Here is a 15,880-nt window from a genome sequence, read left to right on the forward strand (position 1 = left end):
TAATTAGTCGGCTCGCTAGGCATTTTTATCGCAACCATGTATGCACGGTGTAAGCCAACACTTGCGCCAGAGGAGACGAAGTCAATGAATTCCCCCAAAGTTGTCGTTAAAGGGTTATCCAAAGTATTTGGTCTTAACCCAAAGCGGGCATTAGCTCTGCTTGATGAGGGCGTCACCAGGGATGAAGTATTCGCCAGAACTGGAAGCATGGCTGGCATCCACAACGTTTCATTTGAAGTAGAGGAAGGCGAAATATTTGTTCTGATGGGTTTGTCTGGATCAGGCAAGTCAACCCTGATACGCCTGATTAACCGTCTGGTGGAACCTACTACGGGCACGGTTTGCGTTGATGGGCGCGATATCGCTGCAATGCGGCACCAGGATCTGATCGGATTGCGCCGCACCGATATGAGCATGGTGTTCCAGTCATTCGCGTTGATGCCGCATCGCACCGTGCTCTCCAATGCTGCTTTCGGTCTCGAAGTGGCCGGTATCAAACGCAAGGCACGTGAAGCGCGGGCATTCGAAGTGCTCGAACAGGTTGGACTTACCCCCTTTGCCCACAAACTGCCAGCCGAGCTTTCCGGTGGCATGCAGCAACGCGTGGGGTTGGCACGGGCGCTAGCGGTCAATCCGTCGCTGATGATTATGGACGAGGCTTTTTCCGCACTCGATCCGCTCAAGCGCAAGGAAATGCAAAACGTGTTGCTGGATCTGCAAAAAATGCAGCGCCGCACCATCATGTTCGTGTCGCACGATCTTGACGAAGCACTACGCATTGGCAACCGGATTGCGATTATGGAAGGTGGCCGGGTGGTGCAGATCGGCACGCCGCAGGACATCATCAACAACCCGGCCAGCGATTACGTGCGCGCATTTTTTGAGGGCGTCGATACCAGCCGCTATCTCAGCGCGGGCGACTTGATGCAAACCCAGGCCGTGCCCGTCGTGCATAGCCTGGATGTAGCCGGGCTTGTGACCTCACTCAATGGCAACGCCCAGTACACCTTTGTGCTCGATGCTGAACGCCGCTTGCGCGGCCTCGTCACACGGGGTGCTCCCGGCTCGCCGCCGTCGCCGATGCAACGCATCGAGGGCATTGCACGAGGGGCCTTGCTTGAACAGGTGGTCGAGCGGGTCTGCGCGAACCCCGCACCGCTGGCGGTGGTCGATGAAAACAACCGCTACTGTGGCTCGGTTGACCGGACCCTCGTATTGAAAGCGTTGTCACGTCAGCGAGGTGCCCATGTCTGAAATCATTCCTCTTGGCCGCTGGGTCGACCAGTCGGTGCATTACCTGCTGGAGCATGACGCCAGCACTTTTGATGCAATCGGCAAAGCCATTGAAGGCTTCGCCGCGATGATCGAACACGGCTTGCAGGCGGTGCCGATGTGGGTGTTCATAGTCTTGGTGGTGGGTATTGGTATTTGGCGTGTGAGCTGGCGCTTTGCACTCTTTGCGTTGCTGGCGCTGCTGCTGATTTACGGAACCGGGTTCTGGGATCAGACCATCGTGACGCTTGGCCTGACGCTGTCGGCCACGGTCATCAGCCTTGTGCTGGGGATTCCGCTGGGCATCTGGGCGGCACGCAACAAAACCGTGGCGTTGATCGTGCGGCCGGTGCTGGATTTGATGCAGACCATGCCGGCCTTCGTCTATCTGATTCCTGCCGCGATGCTGTTTGGCCTCGGGCGAGTGCCAGGCATTCTCTCAACCGTTATTTTTGCCATGCCGCCAGCGGTGCGTTTGACCAGCCTCGGCATTCGCCATGTGAATCGGGAAATTGTCGAAGCAGGGCAGGCGTTTGGCTGCACGCCATGGCAGTTGCTTTACAAGGTGCAGTTCCCCAACGCGCTGCCATCGATCATGCAGGGCGTGAACCAGACCATCATGATGGCGCTGTCGATGGTCATCATTGCTTCGATGGTGGGCGCGGGCGGCCTTGGTAACGATGTGCTGGCCAGCATCCAGCGGCTCGATATCGGGCTTGGCTTTGAAAGCGGGCTATCGGTGGTGCTGCTGGCGATTATTCTCGATCGCATTACCGAGAGTTTTGGCCGTGAGCCAGGCAGCGCGGCCGTATCCCGCTTCGCTGGGCTGCGCAATGTGTTGCGCGTGCGGCGTCAGCCCGTCACCGCGCCAGGTTAATCACCCGGATCATCATCGGGGTCGAGTTAAGTACCTCACGTCGAGTTTTTTTCACCTTTATCCAGGCATCGTCCAGTCCAGTCAGGGTGATGCATAACCGGTACGTATCCGATGGAAACTGAATTGGCTTCTATTGCCGCAATCGCAGCCGAATCTCCGGTGCCAGGCATGGCTCATTTTGGCTTTCTCGCCTTGCCAGCGTTTTCGCTGATTGCGCTTAGCAGCGCAATCGAGGTGCTACGCATGGCTAATTATGTTGGCCGGGCCCAGCATTACCGATGGTCCATTTTTACGCCCGATGGTGCGCCAGCTGTTGCCAGTAATGGCATTACCTTGAAGCCTGCCCGGTCATTGGGTGAAGCGGCCGCAACCGCAGATTTGCCTGACGTTCTGATCGTGTGTGGTGGCATGAATATCCGTCAGGTGGTGGATGCCCGTTTGATCCGTCAACTGAATCATGCCGCTGGCTGGGGCGTGCCGCTTGGCGGGATTTGCACCGGTGCTTATGCGCTGATGGCAGCCGGATTGTTGAGCGGTTACCGCTGCACCGTGCACTGGGAGAATCTCTCGGCGCTGCATCGAGAGTTTCCGCAGGTCATGTTTGCCGAAGAACTGTTCGTGATTGACCGCGACCGGATGACCTGCACCGGTGGCACCGCGCCACTGGACTTGATGTTGTATTTGGTTACCGAGCGTCTTGGCAAAGGGATTGCCACACAGGTGTCGGAGCAGTTTATCGTTGAACGGATCCGCGGCGCGAACGATTCACAACCGATTCCGATTGATGCCCGAGTGGGTTTTTCCCGTGCCGAGCTGATCGAAGTAGTCCGGCTGATGGAGGCGAATATTGATGAGCCGCTATCGCTCGAAGAACTCGCACGCCTGGTGCAGCTATCGCAACGGCATTTGCAGCGGATGTTCAAACTCTATCTAGGGGTTTCACCGACGCACTATTACCTGGCGCTCAGGCTGCGCCGGGCGCGCGACTTGTTGCGCACGACGGGGACGTCGATTGCCGATGTTACGGCTGCTTGCGGGTTTCATTCGGCGTGTCATTTCAGCAAGGCATACCGGACGCAATTTGGCCATGCGCCGAGTACGGAGCGGCGTCAATCAGAGGTGATCCGGGCGATGGGGGGTGGGGTGGATGATGGAAGAGATGCTGGGAGTTAGGCGTGATTGCAAGCCGTCATTTCCCATTATTTCCCCGTTACTTCATGGCTGGCGTGCATGTGACGTGCCCGGCATTCCCGGTGGCAGTCCCGGCGGTGGGCCGCTATCGGGCAAGTTAAACATGCTCATCGAGCTTGGGCAGCGGAAAGTTTTTAGCACATCGCTAGTCAGTGGATTGGCGACGCTGCTCGTTGCAGTGATATCCAGCACCGTCCGGCGCTGGTCAAAATCAAACGCGACTCGGGTGCGGCCACGCGTTGCGGTTTCTGTCACATGACCTTTCTGTAGCAAGCGCATTAGCGCCCATGGTCCGCTGGCATTGAGCGTAGATGTCTCAGGCCGAATTCGCGGATTCGCCGTGATTTCGGCTTCTGCGCCGCCACGCGGCCTAGGCCAGTTGATGACGAATGGCACCACGGGGCCATGCTGATAAAGCAGCGTTTGTCCGTCGATACTGATTGTCAGGCTGGTAATACTCGGATCAAGCTCCGCAACCTTGAACGAGGTTTTCCACGCCATCTGTTTTTGACCTGGTTCACCAAAAAATACGTCACGCACAGCCTGTGCCTGCTCGAATGGTTCAAGGCTCGGGCCTCGCACCGGCTCGGTGGCACCGGGCAGGGTGCGGTAGCGCCAGGGCCTGGCTGACGTATCGACGAATGGTGCGAGCGTGCTGGAAAAGAAATCATCCATCACACCACCTTTGGCAAAAAGACGCGTGAAATCTTCAATGCTCACGTCACGTGTGCTGTCAGGGTTAAACGGATAATTCCCGGCAATCGTCAAGCGGCAGACATCACCGGTGACAACTTGCATTTGCCGCGACAAGAGTTGACCTATTCCCTGATTGACGTTCGCCGAGCCTTGTATTGCCAGTGTCTGGAGCACTTCGCGCAAGGGCGCTGGCAGTGTATTGGCGGTCATTTTGAGTTTTGCTGCTGTATCACCAGGTGGCGGCATGCTGTTGTTACTGAGCGCGTTATCGGCAACAGCGAGGGTGGTGTAGTAATCGTTCAACAAGCTGGTGATGCCATCGAGCCCGGTAACCCGGCTTGGTGCCACGGATTTTTCTGTATCCGGTGTGCTATCAGGACTTCCTGTTACTACTTCGCGCAATGCAGAAAAATGCTGATCAACCAGTTCGCGCTCAATACGTTCTTCGCTCCGAATAGCTAGCGCTTTGTCTGCATAGTGGCCGATCTGTGCAGATGCTTTTTGTATCAGCGACTGTTCAACAGAACCTGTGGGCTGGGAGAGCGTAACCTCCTTGACGACTGCTCGAGCGAGTCGTGTCAAAGGTGAATCGGGCGCGGCGAAACGGCGCAGCACCTGCAGATTAAACGCAAGACTGGTGCCATTCACCGTGCGGATATCGCCCAGGAAAATATCCCATTGCTGGGCATACTCGCTCAGGTACAGCCGGCGAATAGCTTCCGTTAGTGGATCATCACGTCCTGTGACAGCCGCCATGCCAACTGCTGTTTTTTTTTGAGCCTGGCTTGATAACCGAAGACCCATCACCCATGCATCTTCATTCTGGGCGACATGGACAAATTCGCTTAGACGCTTGTCAAACAAGTTGTGATAACCGTCGAAGGTAAATAGCCCTGGCACGCCGCGTGAAAGTGGTGAGTCGCTGGCACGCGTAAAAACTGTGCCAGCCTGAGGGCCTACTGCCCGTAGCAGCGTAAATTCATCAGGGGCTTCTTTTTGCATGGCAGCCTTGGCACGCTCATACAGACGCTGGGTTGCATTGCTGCCGTCGAGCAAGGCACGTGCTTGCTGGATCAACGTTTCGTTGCGGACGAATGGTGATTGCACCACTCGTTCTCCAGAGAACAGCTGCTGCACATGCTCAGCCATTGATACCCGTCCACCGAGCGCGGCTGCGCTATCGGTATGCGCCCAGTCGTTTAGCACCCATGCCTTGATTTCTGCCGCGTTGTAGCGGGTCTTGTCGTGGAGCATCAGATAGATGAGAAGCGCGTCGTAAGTCGCTTTGGTATTTTTACTGGCAATGGCCTGGGATAGAACACTTTCAATGCGCCGAACGATCTGCGGCAACAACAGGTTGTCTTCAAGTGCGTTATAGGCCTGATTGCTTGCTTCAACCACAGCAGGTGCTGCATACAGGCCGTAGCGATAAGTGCTATCCGGATGGGCGAGGTCGAGACTCGTGTGGCTTGCTAGAGAACGGGTCTCGTTGAGCGTATCGGAGACTGCCTCAGAACGTGGAGTTTTATACAACTGTTCCACGTGTTTTGTGAGCAGTTCTACTTTATGGCTCACCGCTGTCAGATAGTTGCTGTTGTGGCCGAAGCTGGTGTATAGCCCGAATGCCAACCAGGCGAAAAGCACTAATGCGAGCGTAACCACCACGCCACGCACAGTGACGGCCAGCGGTGCGGCCTTGCCGCTATCACCCAGCGGCGAGCCACTACTGCAGCTCAGCGCGATTAACGGCGAAGAATCGCTATCGGAGATCTACACGTACACGCTGGATTTTCTGACGCCGCCCGACGCGATGCTGCTGGAGCAGCAGACCGCGCATAACGATTTCGAGCGTTACGAATGGCCGGGGGATTACACGGAAGCGAGGCCCGCTACGGGCCAGCCAGTGAGATCGGCGCAGGCGAGGGCGCGTGGCGAACAGGTGGCCCGGGTGCGAATGGAAGAGGTTCGGGCACGAGGCGAGCGGGCGCAGGGTAGCGGTTATGTGCGGGCGGTGGTATGCGGCACGACGTTCAGGCTGGCGGGCTATGCGCAGCAGCAGGCGAACCAGGAATATCTGGTGTTGGGGGCGCAGTTCACGGCCACGGAAGTAGGGGAAGCAAGCGGTTCGGGCCGCTTCAGAATCGAGACGGATTTTGTGGTGCAACCGGCGACGACGGTGTACCGCCCACCGCGCACGGTGGCCAAGCCACGCACGAATGGGCCACAGACTGCCATGGTGACGGGGCCAAAGGGACAGGAGATCTGGACTGACCAGTATGGAAGGGTGAAGCTGAAATTCCACTGGGACCGTTCACCGGAGCGCGACCAGAATTCGAGTTGCTGGGTACGGGTGTCGTATCCGTGGGCGGGAAGCAACTTTGGTGGAGTCAACATTCCGCGCGTTGGCAGCGAGGTGATCGTCGACTTTGAAAATGGCGATCCAAACCGTCCGATTGTGACCGGGCGAGTGTTTAACGCGATGACGATGCCGCCGTGGAAATTGCCAGATAACGCGACACAAAGCGGAATGCTTTCACGCTCGATGAAGGGGCACCACGGAAAGGCTAGTGCGATCCGGTTTGACGATCGGCAAGGGGCAGAAGAGCTATGGCTGCAGGCAGAGAGAAATATGCGGACAGAGGTCGAAAACGACCGGGACACGACCATCGGCGCGAATGATACGACCCGGATCACTGGCAACCGCGATGAAACGATCAGCGGCTCTCATGGGGAAAACATCAAGGGCACGATGATGCTGACCGTGCAAGGCGCGTCAGAAGGCGATGCCGCAGTGCCGGCCGGACAAGATGCTCCACCGGCTATGAACATTACGGTTATCCGGGGCGATATTTCGATGGAAGCAAAGGACGGCAGCATCCATTTGAGCGCTAGCAAAACCATCACCCTGACCGTGGGAAAAAGTTCGATCACGATGGACAGCGATGGCCACATTACGGTGCTTGGTCCTGAAATGATCCTGTTGAACAAATAAGGCATCCTGATTCTTCCGGGCCGTGCCAAATGTTCAAGCGCACATGCACATATTCAGCGAGGAAATTTTGATGCAATACCCGTTGCCTGAGGGCCTAATCGAGACGCCTGCTCCTGTACTGGATCAGTCGATGAACGTGCTGGTTTTTCAGGAACCTGAAAGCCGGGCAAATTACACCATCGTCATCAACCGCGACCGGATGAACGCGGGGGAAACCGTAGAGCGTTATTGCCAGCGCCAGATCAAGACACTAGGCCGCCAGTTTGATGAGTACACGGTAGAACAAGAGCTGGTACTGCACGCGAGAGAGAGCGTGCACCCATACGCGACATTCGCAAGCCGCTTCAGGCAGAGCGGCACACCGGTTCATCAGATCCAGTGTGCGATCCGGCTTGCCGATGAAAGTGGCGTCATCATTTTTACTCTTGGCAGTAGCGCCCCCTTCAACGAGGCGCAGCGCGCACATCACGCCACTGTAGTGAGCTCTTTTATGAACTCCATGACGGCAGTCATCAAATAAGACATCCTGAATACAGTGTCTACATAAACCATGACCGCACTTGAAGCTGCCCGTTTCGGCGATCCCATTGCTCATACCAGCAATCTAGCCATGCTAGGCAAATCGCTCGCTCTTATAGGAGAGGGCCTGGTGGTGGCAGCCGTCGTGGCCGGCGCAGTGGCGGCTGCTCCAGTTATCCTGGGAGGGGGAGGGCTGGCGGCTGCAGCAAGTGTTGCGGGCTCTGCTGCGGCGGGCTGTATCACTGGCACGGCAGTACTTGGCGTGGGGGGATCAATTGTTGCCGCAATCGGCACAGCACTGGTGCTAAACAGTAATCCAGTTACGGATTTGAATAACTGGATTGACAGCAAGATGGATGAGTGGTTTCCACCAGAGGTTTCGGGGTCAATTATTCAGGGCTCCGCCAACGTCAAGATCAATGGCCATCTGGCCGCCCGTGCAGCAGCCAGCCTGCTGGAGAAAGCACCCGATTCCCCGGCTGTTTCGCTAGCTCGGCGTGCATTGTTTGGTGGTTTGGGCGCGGCAATCGGCGGCATGTTGCTGGGACCACTGGGGGCGCTGGCCGGGGCCGCCATCGGTGCGGCAATGGCCACGCCAGACCCCAGTTTGCCAGGTAAGCCAGTTGATGACGACAAGGCGTTGTGCAGCAAGCATCCCCCACCGCAATGGCTGGCTGAAGGGTCCAGCAACGTACTGGTCAACGGCCAGCCCGCTCATCGCAAGGGCGACAAGACCACCTGTGAAGCCAAAACCAGTGGTGGTTCAAACAACGTCAAGATGGGTGGAGAAACCCTGCAGGTGAGGGAGATCAGTAGTGAAGCCCCCTGGTGGATTAAAAACCTCGACCTGATCGCGGCCGCGATAGCGCTGTGCCGAGGCGGGGGCTGGTCGAAACCGCTTGCAAAACTGGCCTGTATTGGCTCGCAACTGGCGATCATGAAGGCGGCAGGCCTAGCTCAGGACTATGTCATGAACCTGGTAACGGGCCATCCTGTCCATGCTCCGACGGGCGCGAAGATCCTGCAAGGAGAGGAGGATCTGGATTTCGTCTTGCCGTCACGATTACCGCTAGTGTGGCAGCGCAGCTATAGCAGCCTGGACCAGCGCGAGGGATTGTTTGGCCGGGGGTTTAGCGTTCCGCTCGAAGTAGGTTTGAAACTACACCAGCCGGGTGAGTATCCCCATAGCTTCACTGATGAACAGGGCCGCGACATACCCTTTCCGAATGTACTGCCAGGGGAAAGTCACTGGAATGCTGCTGAAGGTTACCGGTTGGCATGCCTTAATAATAATCACTATGCCGTGCAAAGAGATGACGGCCACTGTTACGACTTCGGTCCGGCACGGGCTCACGGCGCACAGCAGTTGTGTTTGCAGCGGATGGAAGACTACAACGGCAACTGGATTGCATTGCACCGTGACCAGGATGACAGGCTGGTGGAATTAGCCGATTGCGCACAGCGGCTATACCGGCTGGACTACCATCCGCAGCACAGCGCGCGCGTGAGCGCCGTGGTACTGGTGCAGGCGGATGCCAGCCTGAGCGAAGCGAGCGTGCTGCCGCGCACGCTCGCTAGCTACGATTACGACCATCATGGCCGGCTGACTGGCGTGCACAACGCCCTTGGCGAAGAGACCCGTCGTTTTAGCTGGCACGACGATGGCCCGGGTGCGGGGCTGATGGCCAGCCACACGCTGCCGGAAGGACTAAGCAGTTATTACCGCTGGGAAGCCTTTGCAGACCACCCCCGCGTAGTGGAGCAGTGGAGCGACAGCGGAGAGCGCTGGCACAGCGACTACATGCTGCCCAGCGCAGGACAGCCAGGGCAAACGGAAGTCACCGATCATCTGAAGCGCAGGCAGCGCTGGCAATGGAATTCGCGCTACGCGCCGCTATTGCACGAAGACGCGCTGGGAGGCCGCACGACCCTGGAATGGGACGAAGACGCGCAAGCGCAACTGTTGAGCGCCACCCTGGCACATGGAGGCCGCTGGCACTTCAGCTACAACGAACAAGGCCAGCTGATCCGCCAGCGAGATCCACTGGGCCAGGAGCGACAGCAGCAATGGCGGGCCGACATGCCCTGGCTCGCCAGCGAAACCGAACACAACCACACCTGGCGCTACAGCTACGACCCCGCAGGCAACCTCTACCGCATCACCGGGCCCGACGGCACAGAGACCCTGCTGGGTTACGACAGCCACGGCCAGGAAATCAGCCGCACCGACGCGCATGGCCGCACCCGCCACCAGGCGTGGAACATCGCAGGCCAGCTCATTGCCTACACCGACTGCAGCCAGCAGAGCACGCATTACGACTACGGCCCCTATGGCGAGTTAGCCCAGATCCGCGACGCCGCAGGCCAGACCCAGACCCTCTACAGCGACGCTGCCGGGCGTATCACCGGGCACCGCGCGAGCGACGGCAGCCTCCAGCGCTACCAGTGGAACCAGGCCGGGCGGCTCCAGCGACACACCGACGCCCAGGGAGCGACGACCCGCTACCAGTGGGACGCCCACGGCCGCCTGACGGCCCGCATCGACGCCCTCGGCCATACCACCGGCTACCGCTATGACGCAGCAGGCAACCTCGCAGAACTGAGCACGCCTAACCAAGAGCGCTACCACTTCCGCCACGACGCCGCCGACCGCCTCATCAGCCAGACCGGGCTGGACGGCAGCGAAACCCACTACACCCACGACGCGCTCGGCCAGCCGCTGCAGATCCAGCAGGCCGCAGGCACACCCGAAGCCATCCCCATCGAACTCCAGCGTGACCTGCTCGGCCGCCTGAGCCGCAAACGCACTCCCGAAACTGATACTTGCTACCACTACAGGGATGGCCAGCTTAGTGCTATCGAGCGTTACCAGCGTTACCAGAGCCACCCCGGCTATGACCGTAGCCAAGCCCCCGGCGACGATCTTCACGAAGGCCCCGCGCTAGACCAGATCGCATACGACTACGACGCCCACGGCCGCCTCACCCGCGAGACCACCACGTGGTACCCCGCGCTACTGGCCCAGGCGGGCATCACCGCGCAGCAGCCCATCACCCACACGCTGCACCACACCTACGACGCGCTGGGCAACCGGCTGAGCACCGAACTGCCCGACGGCGAAACCCTCGGCCAGCAGTACTACGGCAGCGGCCACCTGCACCAGATCAGCCTGCAGGGCGCAGGCGGGCTGCAGATTCTGACGGATATCGAACGTGACCCGCTGCACCGCGAAACCCAGCGCAGCCAGGGGGCGCTGCGCACCCACACCCGCTATGCGCCTGGCGGGCAGATCAGTCACACCCACGCGTGCTACGACGACACCGGCCCGGCAGTCCACACCCGCCACTGGGACTACAGCGCCAACGGCGAAGGCATCGCCCAGTGCGGCCCGGACATTGGCCAGCTCAGCTACCACTACGACGCACTCGGCCGCCTGACCCAGCGCAAACAAAGCCCCCAGCGCCGTTCTGGCCAGCTTTCACAGACCCCGCAGCCTCCCGCCGTGACGCTACCCGACGAACGCTTCCACTGGGACCCCGCCAGCAACCCCCGGCAAGACGAGCCCCTGCGCGCCAACCAGTTGACCCGGCACGGCGAACTGAGACAAGGCAGCGACCTGCTGGGCCGTCTTATCCGCCGGGTCCAGCCGCGCCACGGCCAGCTCCAGCAACAGCACTACCACTGGAACCGCGAACACCAGCTCACCGGCGTCGATACCCACAGCGACAGCGGTCCGAGGCAGAGCCGCTACGCCTACGACGCGCTCGGCCGCCGCATCGCCCGGCAGGACAGCCACGACGGCGGGCGCGCGACCCTCACTGTGTGGCAGGGCATGCAGGTGCTGCAACAAAGGCGCATCGAAGGCAGCGAGCTCAGCGGGCACACTGGCCAGCACATCGCCACCTACGTGTACGCCCCCGGCAGCTACACCCCGCTGGCGCGGATCGAAACCTTCAGTGGCAGCCTCGGCGAGCAGGTGCATGAGCAATACCGGCAGCAAACCGGACAGCCATTCCAGCCGGTGGTGTACCACTATCACACCAGCCCCAACGGCACGCCCGAGGCACTGAGCAACGCTGCTGGGCGTGTGGTGTGGCGCGGTTACACACGGGCGTGGGGCGAGCTGGAACACGAAATCGACGATCCCGAAGAGCAACGCGAGCGCGCCTGGTCTGGTCTGCCCGCAGCGCTGCCGCAGGATCTGCGCATGCCGGGTCAGTGGCACGACCGGGGCACCGGGCTGCATTACAATACGTTCCGCTATTACGACCCCCAGACCGAACGGTTTATTTCGCCGGATCCGATTGGGATTGCGGGGGGGATTAATCTTTATCAGTACGCGCCTAATCCGGTGAGCTGGATTGATCCGTGGGGGCTTTCCTTTTGTAAAGCAACGGAAATTGAGGGGCAATTGACGGCGAAGGCCAAATCTGTCTCCAGGGCATTCGACAGATGGGTCAAAACTAGCGACAAAAAACTGGCGAAAGCGTATCAGGGATATGAGAAGAGCTCTCCCAATTTTGCAAAACTTATAAAAGGCAGAGTGATTGATCGAAGGATGAATTCATGGATGATATTAAAATACGAAGAATTGGGATCATATGATCGGACAATTCTAGGGTCTGGAAGGTTGCGTCCAGATGCATACTTCTCGGATCTGGACGGAAAATCAGTGATATTTGATATTGGTGGGCCATCCAAGGCAGCTGATATTCAAAAATATAGCGGACTGGCAGATCAGGTAACGGCAATTATTTACTAGGCATCGAAAATGGAAAAGAAAATCATGCAGGCACGATGGAAAGATCCGTTTTTTCTTAAAGAAAAGACGGATGTTATCTCGAAAATAGAGGGTAATAAGATTGGGGGTGGTTTCTCTCGGATTCTTGTGCTTAATAATGAAGACCTTGCAGGTATGACGTTACCTTGTCCTCCTGCATCATTGAGTAGAGCGCAGATAAGTAATTGCAATTTTGCTTTTTCCATTCTAGATGGTGAAATGGGAAAAGTGGAAATACGCAATTCTAATTTTCATGGTTCGATATTTAATGGCAGTAATATGCTGGCATCAAAATTATTCGAGTGCGATCTTTCTGATTGTAAAATTGCAGCATTTTTTGCGGATGCTGTCTTTGAGAGCTGCGATTTTTCGAGGACAAAATTTTCTGGCGGAGGAAGAAGTGGTCATAGTGGGATAAGAGCCAAGTTCATTAATTGCGATTTCTCTTTGGTTACATTCAAAAATACAATACTGAGGGCAGTGAAATTTATAAACTGTAATTTTCAAGGAGTTGAATTTATTAATTCAGATATGCGAGGCACAAAACTTGAAAATTGCCTGCATGTTGAATCTGTTTCCTTTAAAAATATGGAAGATGTGTCCGGTGGAATTCCTGAGTGGGCGCTGGGAAATGCTTCAGAATAAGCAGTATCAGATTTATTATAAAATAATATTCAGCCTCGGAAGCTAGCAACGCAAATTATCCTGGTGATTAATGGATGGATTTCGCACGACAGGAAAGTAAACTATTACTGAATAATGATGACTTTCCGCTCGACTTGCTAATAAAGATGCACTGGATTAATGGTAATTGAAGTGCGGGTTGGGCAGAAAAGCCCCTGATTTATCACACGTGCATAGCAATTATTTTTCACGAATGCTGCTGAAGGTTACCGGTTGGCACGCCTTAATAATAATCACTATGCCGTGCAAAGAGATGACGGCCACTGTTACGACTTCGGTCCGGCACGGGCTCACGGCGCACAGCAGTTGTGTTTGCAGCGGATGGAAGACTACAACGGCAACTGGATTGCATTGCACCGTGACCAGGATGACAGGCTGGTGGAATTAGCCGATTGCGCACAGCGGCTATACCGGCTGGACTACCATCCGCAGCACAGCGCGCGCGTGAGCGCCGTGGTACTGGTGCAGGCGGATGCCAGCCTGAGCGAAGCGAGCGTGCTGCCGCGCACGCTCGCTAGCTACGATTACGACCATCATGGCCGGCTGACTGGCGTGCACAACGCCCTTGGCGAAGAGACGCGTCGTTTCAGCTGGCACGACGATGGCCCGGGTGCGGGGCTGATGGCCAGCCACACGCTGCCGGAAGGACTAAGCAGTTATTACCGCTGGGAAGCCTTTGCAGACCACCCCCGCGTAGTGGAGCAGTGGAGCGACAGCGGAGAGCGCTGGCACAGCCACTACACGCTGCCCAGCGCAGGACAGCCAGGGCAAACGGAAGTCACCGATCATCTGAAGCGCAGGCAGCGCTGGCAATGGAATTCGCGCTACGCGCCGCTATTGCACGAAGACGCGCTGGGAGGCCGCACGACCCTGGAATGGGACGAAGACGCGCAAGCGCAACTGTTGAGCGCCACCCTGGCACATGGAGGCCGCTGGCACTTCAGCTACAACGAACAAGGCCAGCTGATCCGCCAGCGAGATCCACTGGGCCAGGAGCGACAGCAGCAATGGCGGGCCGACATGCCCTGGCCCGCCAGCGAAACCGAACACAACCACACCTGGCGCTACAGCTACGACCCCGCAGGCAACCTGCTGGGTTACGACCACCACGGTCAGGAGATCAGCCGCACCGACCCACATGGCCGCACCAGCCACCTGACCTGGAACATCGCAGGCCAGCTCATTGCCTACACCGACTGCGCGCTACGCCTCACCATCGCACGAAGTCGCACACATCACGATCCCGACCACACCCGCGCATAACTACGAGGCGAGAACACAAAAGTTAGCGCGATCATCGCCAGCACGCCTATTACGAGCATGACCCATGCAGCAGAAAAGCTACCCGTTGCGTCGCGCACCATGCCTGCAACGATAGGCGCGATGGCCGCAATGAGGAACCCGACGCCTTGCATAAACGCGACCAGCCGGGCTGCAACTGCATGGTTTTCCGTATGATCGAGCGCGGTGACCAGGGTCAATGAAAACGAGCCACCAAGCCCTATGCCGGCCAGTGCCACCCACGGCAGTGGTGCGGCAAGCGGCCATGCCAGCAGGCCTGCGATACCGGCCAGTTGGGCTAACAGACCCACGAGCAACCATGGCCGCCGGTCATGCGAGGACTGCGCTGCAAGTGGCAGCAACAGGGCGGCAGCGGCCTGAAATAGCGTCATCATCGCCAGCAGCGAGCCGCTGGCAGTGACGCTCATGCCATGTTGCTGGTAATACGCTGGCAGCCATGCGACCAGACTGGTATAGCCGCCATTGACCACGCCGAAATACAAACCTAACGCCCAGGCTCGACGATTGCGCCACATCGATGGAAGCTGAGCAGTGGATTGTGCAGATTGCGTGTGATTCGACGGGACAGGCAGTGGCAGCGCACGATTCAGCACAAGCCAGAGTGCCATCCCAAGCAGCGCGGGCAACGCCCAGAATGCCAACCCGGCGTGCCATGTTCCGGCCAGATGGGCCACCCATGGGCTGAGACTCGCACCCAAGCCACCGCCGCCCATAATCGACGCCGAAAACACTCCCATCGCCAGGGTCACACGAACGCCAAAATGCCGTTTCATGACGCCTGGCAACAACGCCTGAATCGCCGCGACACCGATGCCGGCTATCACTGCGCTGAACATCAGCGCAAAACCGCTTGAGGTGATCCAGCGCGCGGCGCATGCAAATGCAATCGCTATCAGCCCAAGTGCAACGCCGCGGGTTTCACCGAGGAGGCGAGCTAGCGTGCTCGCGCCAAAAGCACCGATTCCCATGGCGATAACCGGCAAGCTGGTCAGAAGGGATGCACCATAAAAACTCAGGCCAGTGGTATGGCGGATGCTTTCCAGTAATGGACTAATCGAGGTCAGCAGCGGACGCAGGTTGATCCCGATTGCAACGACAACCGCCAGCCATACACCATCGCGCCAGGTCAGCGCGGCAGGTTGGACAACGGTGGGGGAAAGCGTGTGTGGTGTGGCGTGAGAAGACGAGTTCACGAAAGACCTTCGTTTGAACGCTGCGCTGTTTCAAGCCGCAGGTGTCAGACGGGAAGACGGGGATCAACCGAAACAGAATGCAAGTCGCGTCGGAATGTCGAGTCAAACGTCAAACGGCTAAAACCAGGAGCAGACGCGCGGGCAAAGCGCACAAGCACGGCCCGCGATGGCTGGGCTGGCCATGGTAGCTTTAAACGTGCTGCCTGTTTTTTATGGCCGGTATCACGATGAATAGATAATTGCGAGCAGCACAAAGGCGAACAGCACAAAGGCGAACAGCAAGGCAGGCGAACAGCACAAAGCATCACGCACCGCTTAGGCAGGACTCAACCTGACAGCGGTGCGCGAAAGCTGAATGCGAAATTACGCCGTCA

8 protein-coding genes and 2 pseudogenes are annotated in these 15,880 nt (G+C 57.9%); 8 read left to right on the forward strand and 2 right to left on the reverse strand.

Going from position 1 to position 15,880, the window contains the following annotated elements:
* The first annotated feature begins 84 nt into the window (after window positions 1–84).
* The 3 genes from GH656_RS15705 to GH656_RS15715 all read left to right on the forward strand — a co-directional run bounded on the left by GH656_RS15705 (window position 85) and on the right by GH656_RS15715 (window position 3,322).
* Window positions 85–1,254, forward strand: coding sequence for a betaine/proline/choline family ABC transporter ATP-binding protein (locus tag GH656_RS15705; RefSeq protein ID WP_153076985.1), 1,170 nt, complete (start codon window positions 85–87; stop codon window positions 1,252–1,254).
* Window positions 1,247–2,149 carry a choline ABC transporter permease subunit gene (gene choW / locus GH656_RS15710; RefSeq protein ID WP_153076986.1) on the forward strand — a complete coding sequence of 301 codons (903 nt, stop codon included), beginning with the start codon at window positions 1,247–1,249 and terminating at the stop codon, window positions 2,147–2,149. The genes GH656_RS15705 and choW overlap by 8 nt, the downstream gene beginning before the upstream one ends.
* A 111-nt stretch (window positions 2,150–2,260) precedes the next feature.
* Window positions 2,261–3,322: a GlxA family transcriptional regulator gene (locus GH656_RS15715; RefSeq protein WP_153076987.1), complete on the forward strand. Its 1,062-nt coding sequence runs from the start codon at window positions 2,261–2,263 to the stop codon at window positions 3,320–3,322.
* A gap of 42 nt (window positions 3,323–3,364) precedes the next feature.
* Here the strand turns inward: GH656_RS15715 and tssM are convergent.
* Window positions 3,365–5,689 (reverse strand): annotated as a pseudogene (tssM, locus tag GH656_RS15720) (type VI secretion system membrane subunit TssM); the annotation flags it as partial.
* Window positions 5,690–5,852: 163 nt separating this feature from the next.
* Here tssM and GH656_RS15725 point away from each other — a divergent pair.
* The 5 genes and pseudogenes from GH656_RS15725 to GH656_RS15745 all read left to right on the forward strand — a co-directional run.
* Window positions 5,853–6,857: pseudogene (locus GH656_RS15725) on the forward strand (type VI secretion system Vgr family protein); the annotation flags it as partial.
* Between the two features lie 241 nt (window positions 6,858–7,098).
* On the forward strand, window positions 7,099–7,548 hold the full coding sequence (locus GH656_RS15730) for a DcrB-related protein (protein WP_174769803.1): 450 nt from the start codon (window positions 7,099–7,101) through the stop codon (window positions 7,546–7,548).
* A gap of 30 nt (window positions 7,549–7,578) precedes the next feature.
* Window positions 7,579–12,309, forward strand: a complete 4,731-nt coding sequence (locus tag GH656_RS15735; protein ID WP_153076990.1) for an RHS repeat-associated core domain-containing protein — start codon at window positions 7,579–7,581, stop codon at window positions 12,307–12,309.
* Window positions 12,310–12,318: 9 nt separating this feature from the next.
* Window positions 12,319–12,972 (forward strand): pentapeptide repeat-containing protein, encoded by a 654-nt coding sequence (locus GH656_RS15740; protein WP_153076991.1) that lies wholly within the window; start codon window positions 12,319–12,321, stop codon window positions 12,970–12,972.
* Between the two features lie 252 nt (window positions 12,973–13,224).
* Window positions 13,225–14,274, forward strand: a complete 1,050-nt coding sequence (locus GH656_RS15745) for an RHS repeat domain-containing protein (RefSeq protein ID WP_153076992.1) — start codon at window positions 13,225–13,227, stop codon at window positions 14,272–14,274.
* On the opposite strand, the gene GH656_RS15750 is transcribed toward GH656_RS15745, so the two are convergent.
* A complete protein-coding gene (locus GH656_RS15750) occupies window positions 14,247–15,506 on the reverse strand; it encodes a cyanate transporter (RefSeq protein WP_153076993.1) in 1,260 nt (419 codons plus the stop codon). The two genes, GH656_RS15745 and GH656_RS15750, sit on opposite strands and share 28 nt — an antisense overlap.
* Between the last annotated feature and the right edge of the window lie 374 nt (window positions 15,507–15,880).

The organism is Paraburkholderia bonniea (assembly GCF_009455625.1).
Taxonomy (GTDB): domain Bacteria; phylum Pseudomonadota; class Gammaproteobacteria; order Burkholderiales; family Burkholderiaceae; genus Paraburkholderia; species Paraburkholderia bonniea.

Excerpts from the sequence above, each read along its gene's own strand:
- GH656_RS15705 (WP_153076985.1), top strand. The coding sequence starts at position 85 with ATGAATTCCCCCAAAGTTGTCGTTAAAGGGTTATCCAAAGTATTTGGT.
- choW (WP_153076986.1), top strand. The coding sequence starts at position 1,247 with ATGTCTGAAATCATTCCTCTTGGCCGCTGGGTCGACCAGTCGGTGCAT.
- GH656_RS15715 (WP_153076987.1), top strand. The coding sequence starts at position 2,261 with ATGGAAACTGAATTGGCTTCTATTGCCGCAATCGCAGCCGAATCTCCG.
- GH656_RS15730 (WP_174769803.1), top strand. The coding sequence starts at position 7,099 with ATGCAATACCCGTTGCCTGAGGGCCTAATCGAGACGCCTGCTCCTGTA.
- GH656_RS15735 (WP_153076990.1), top strand. The coding sequence starts at position 7,579 with ATGACCGCACTTGAAGCTGCCCGTTTCGGCGATCCCATTGCTCATACC.
- GH656_RS15740 (WP_153076991.1), top strand. The coding sequence starts at position 12,319 with ATGGAAAAGAAAATCATGCAGGCACGATGGAAAGATCCGTTTTTTCTT.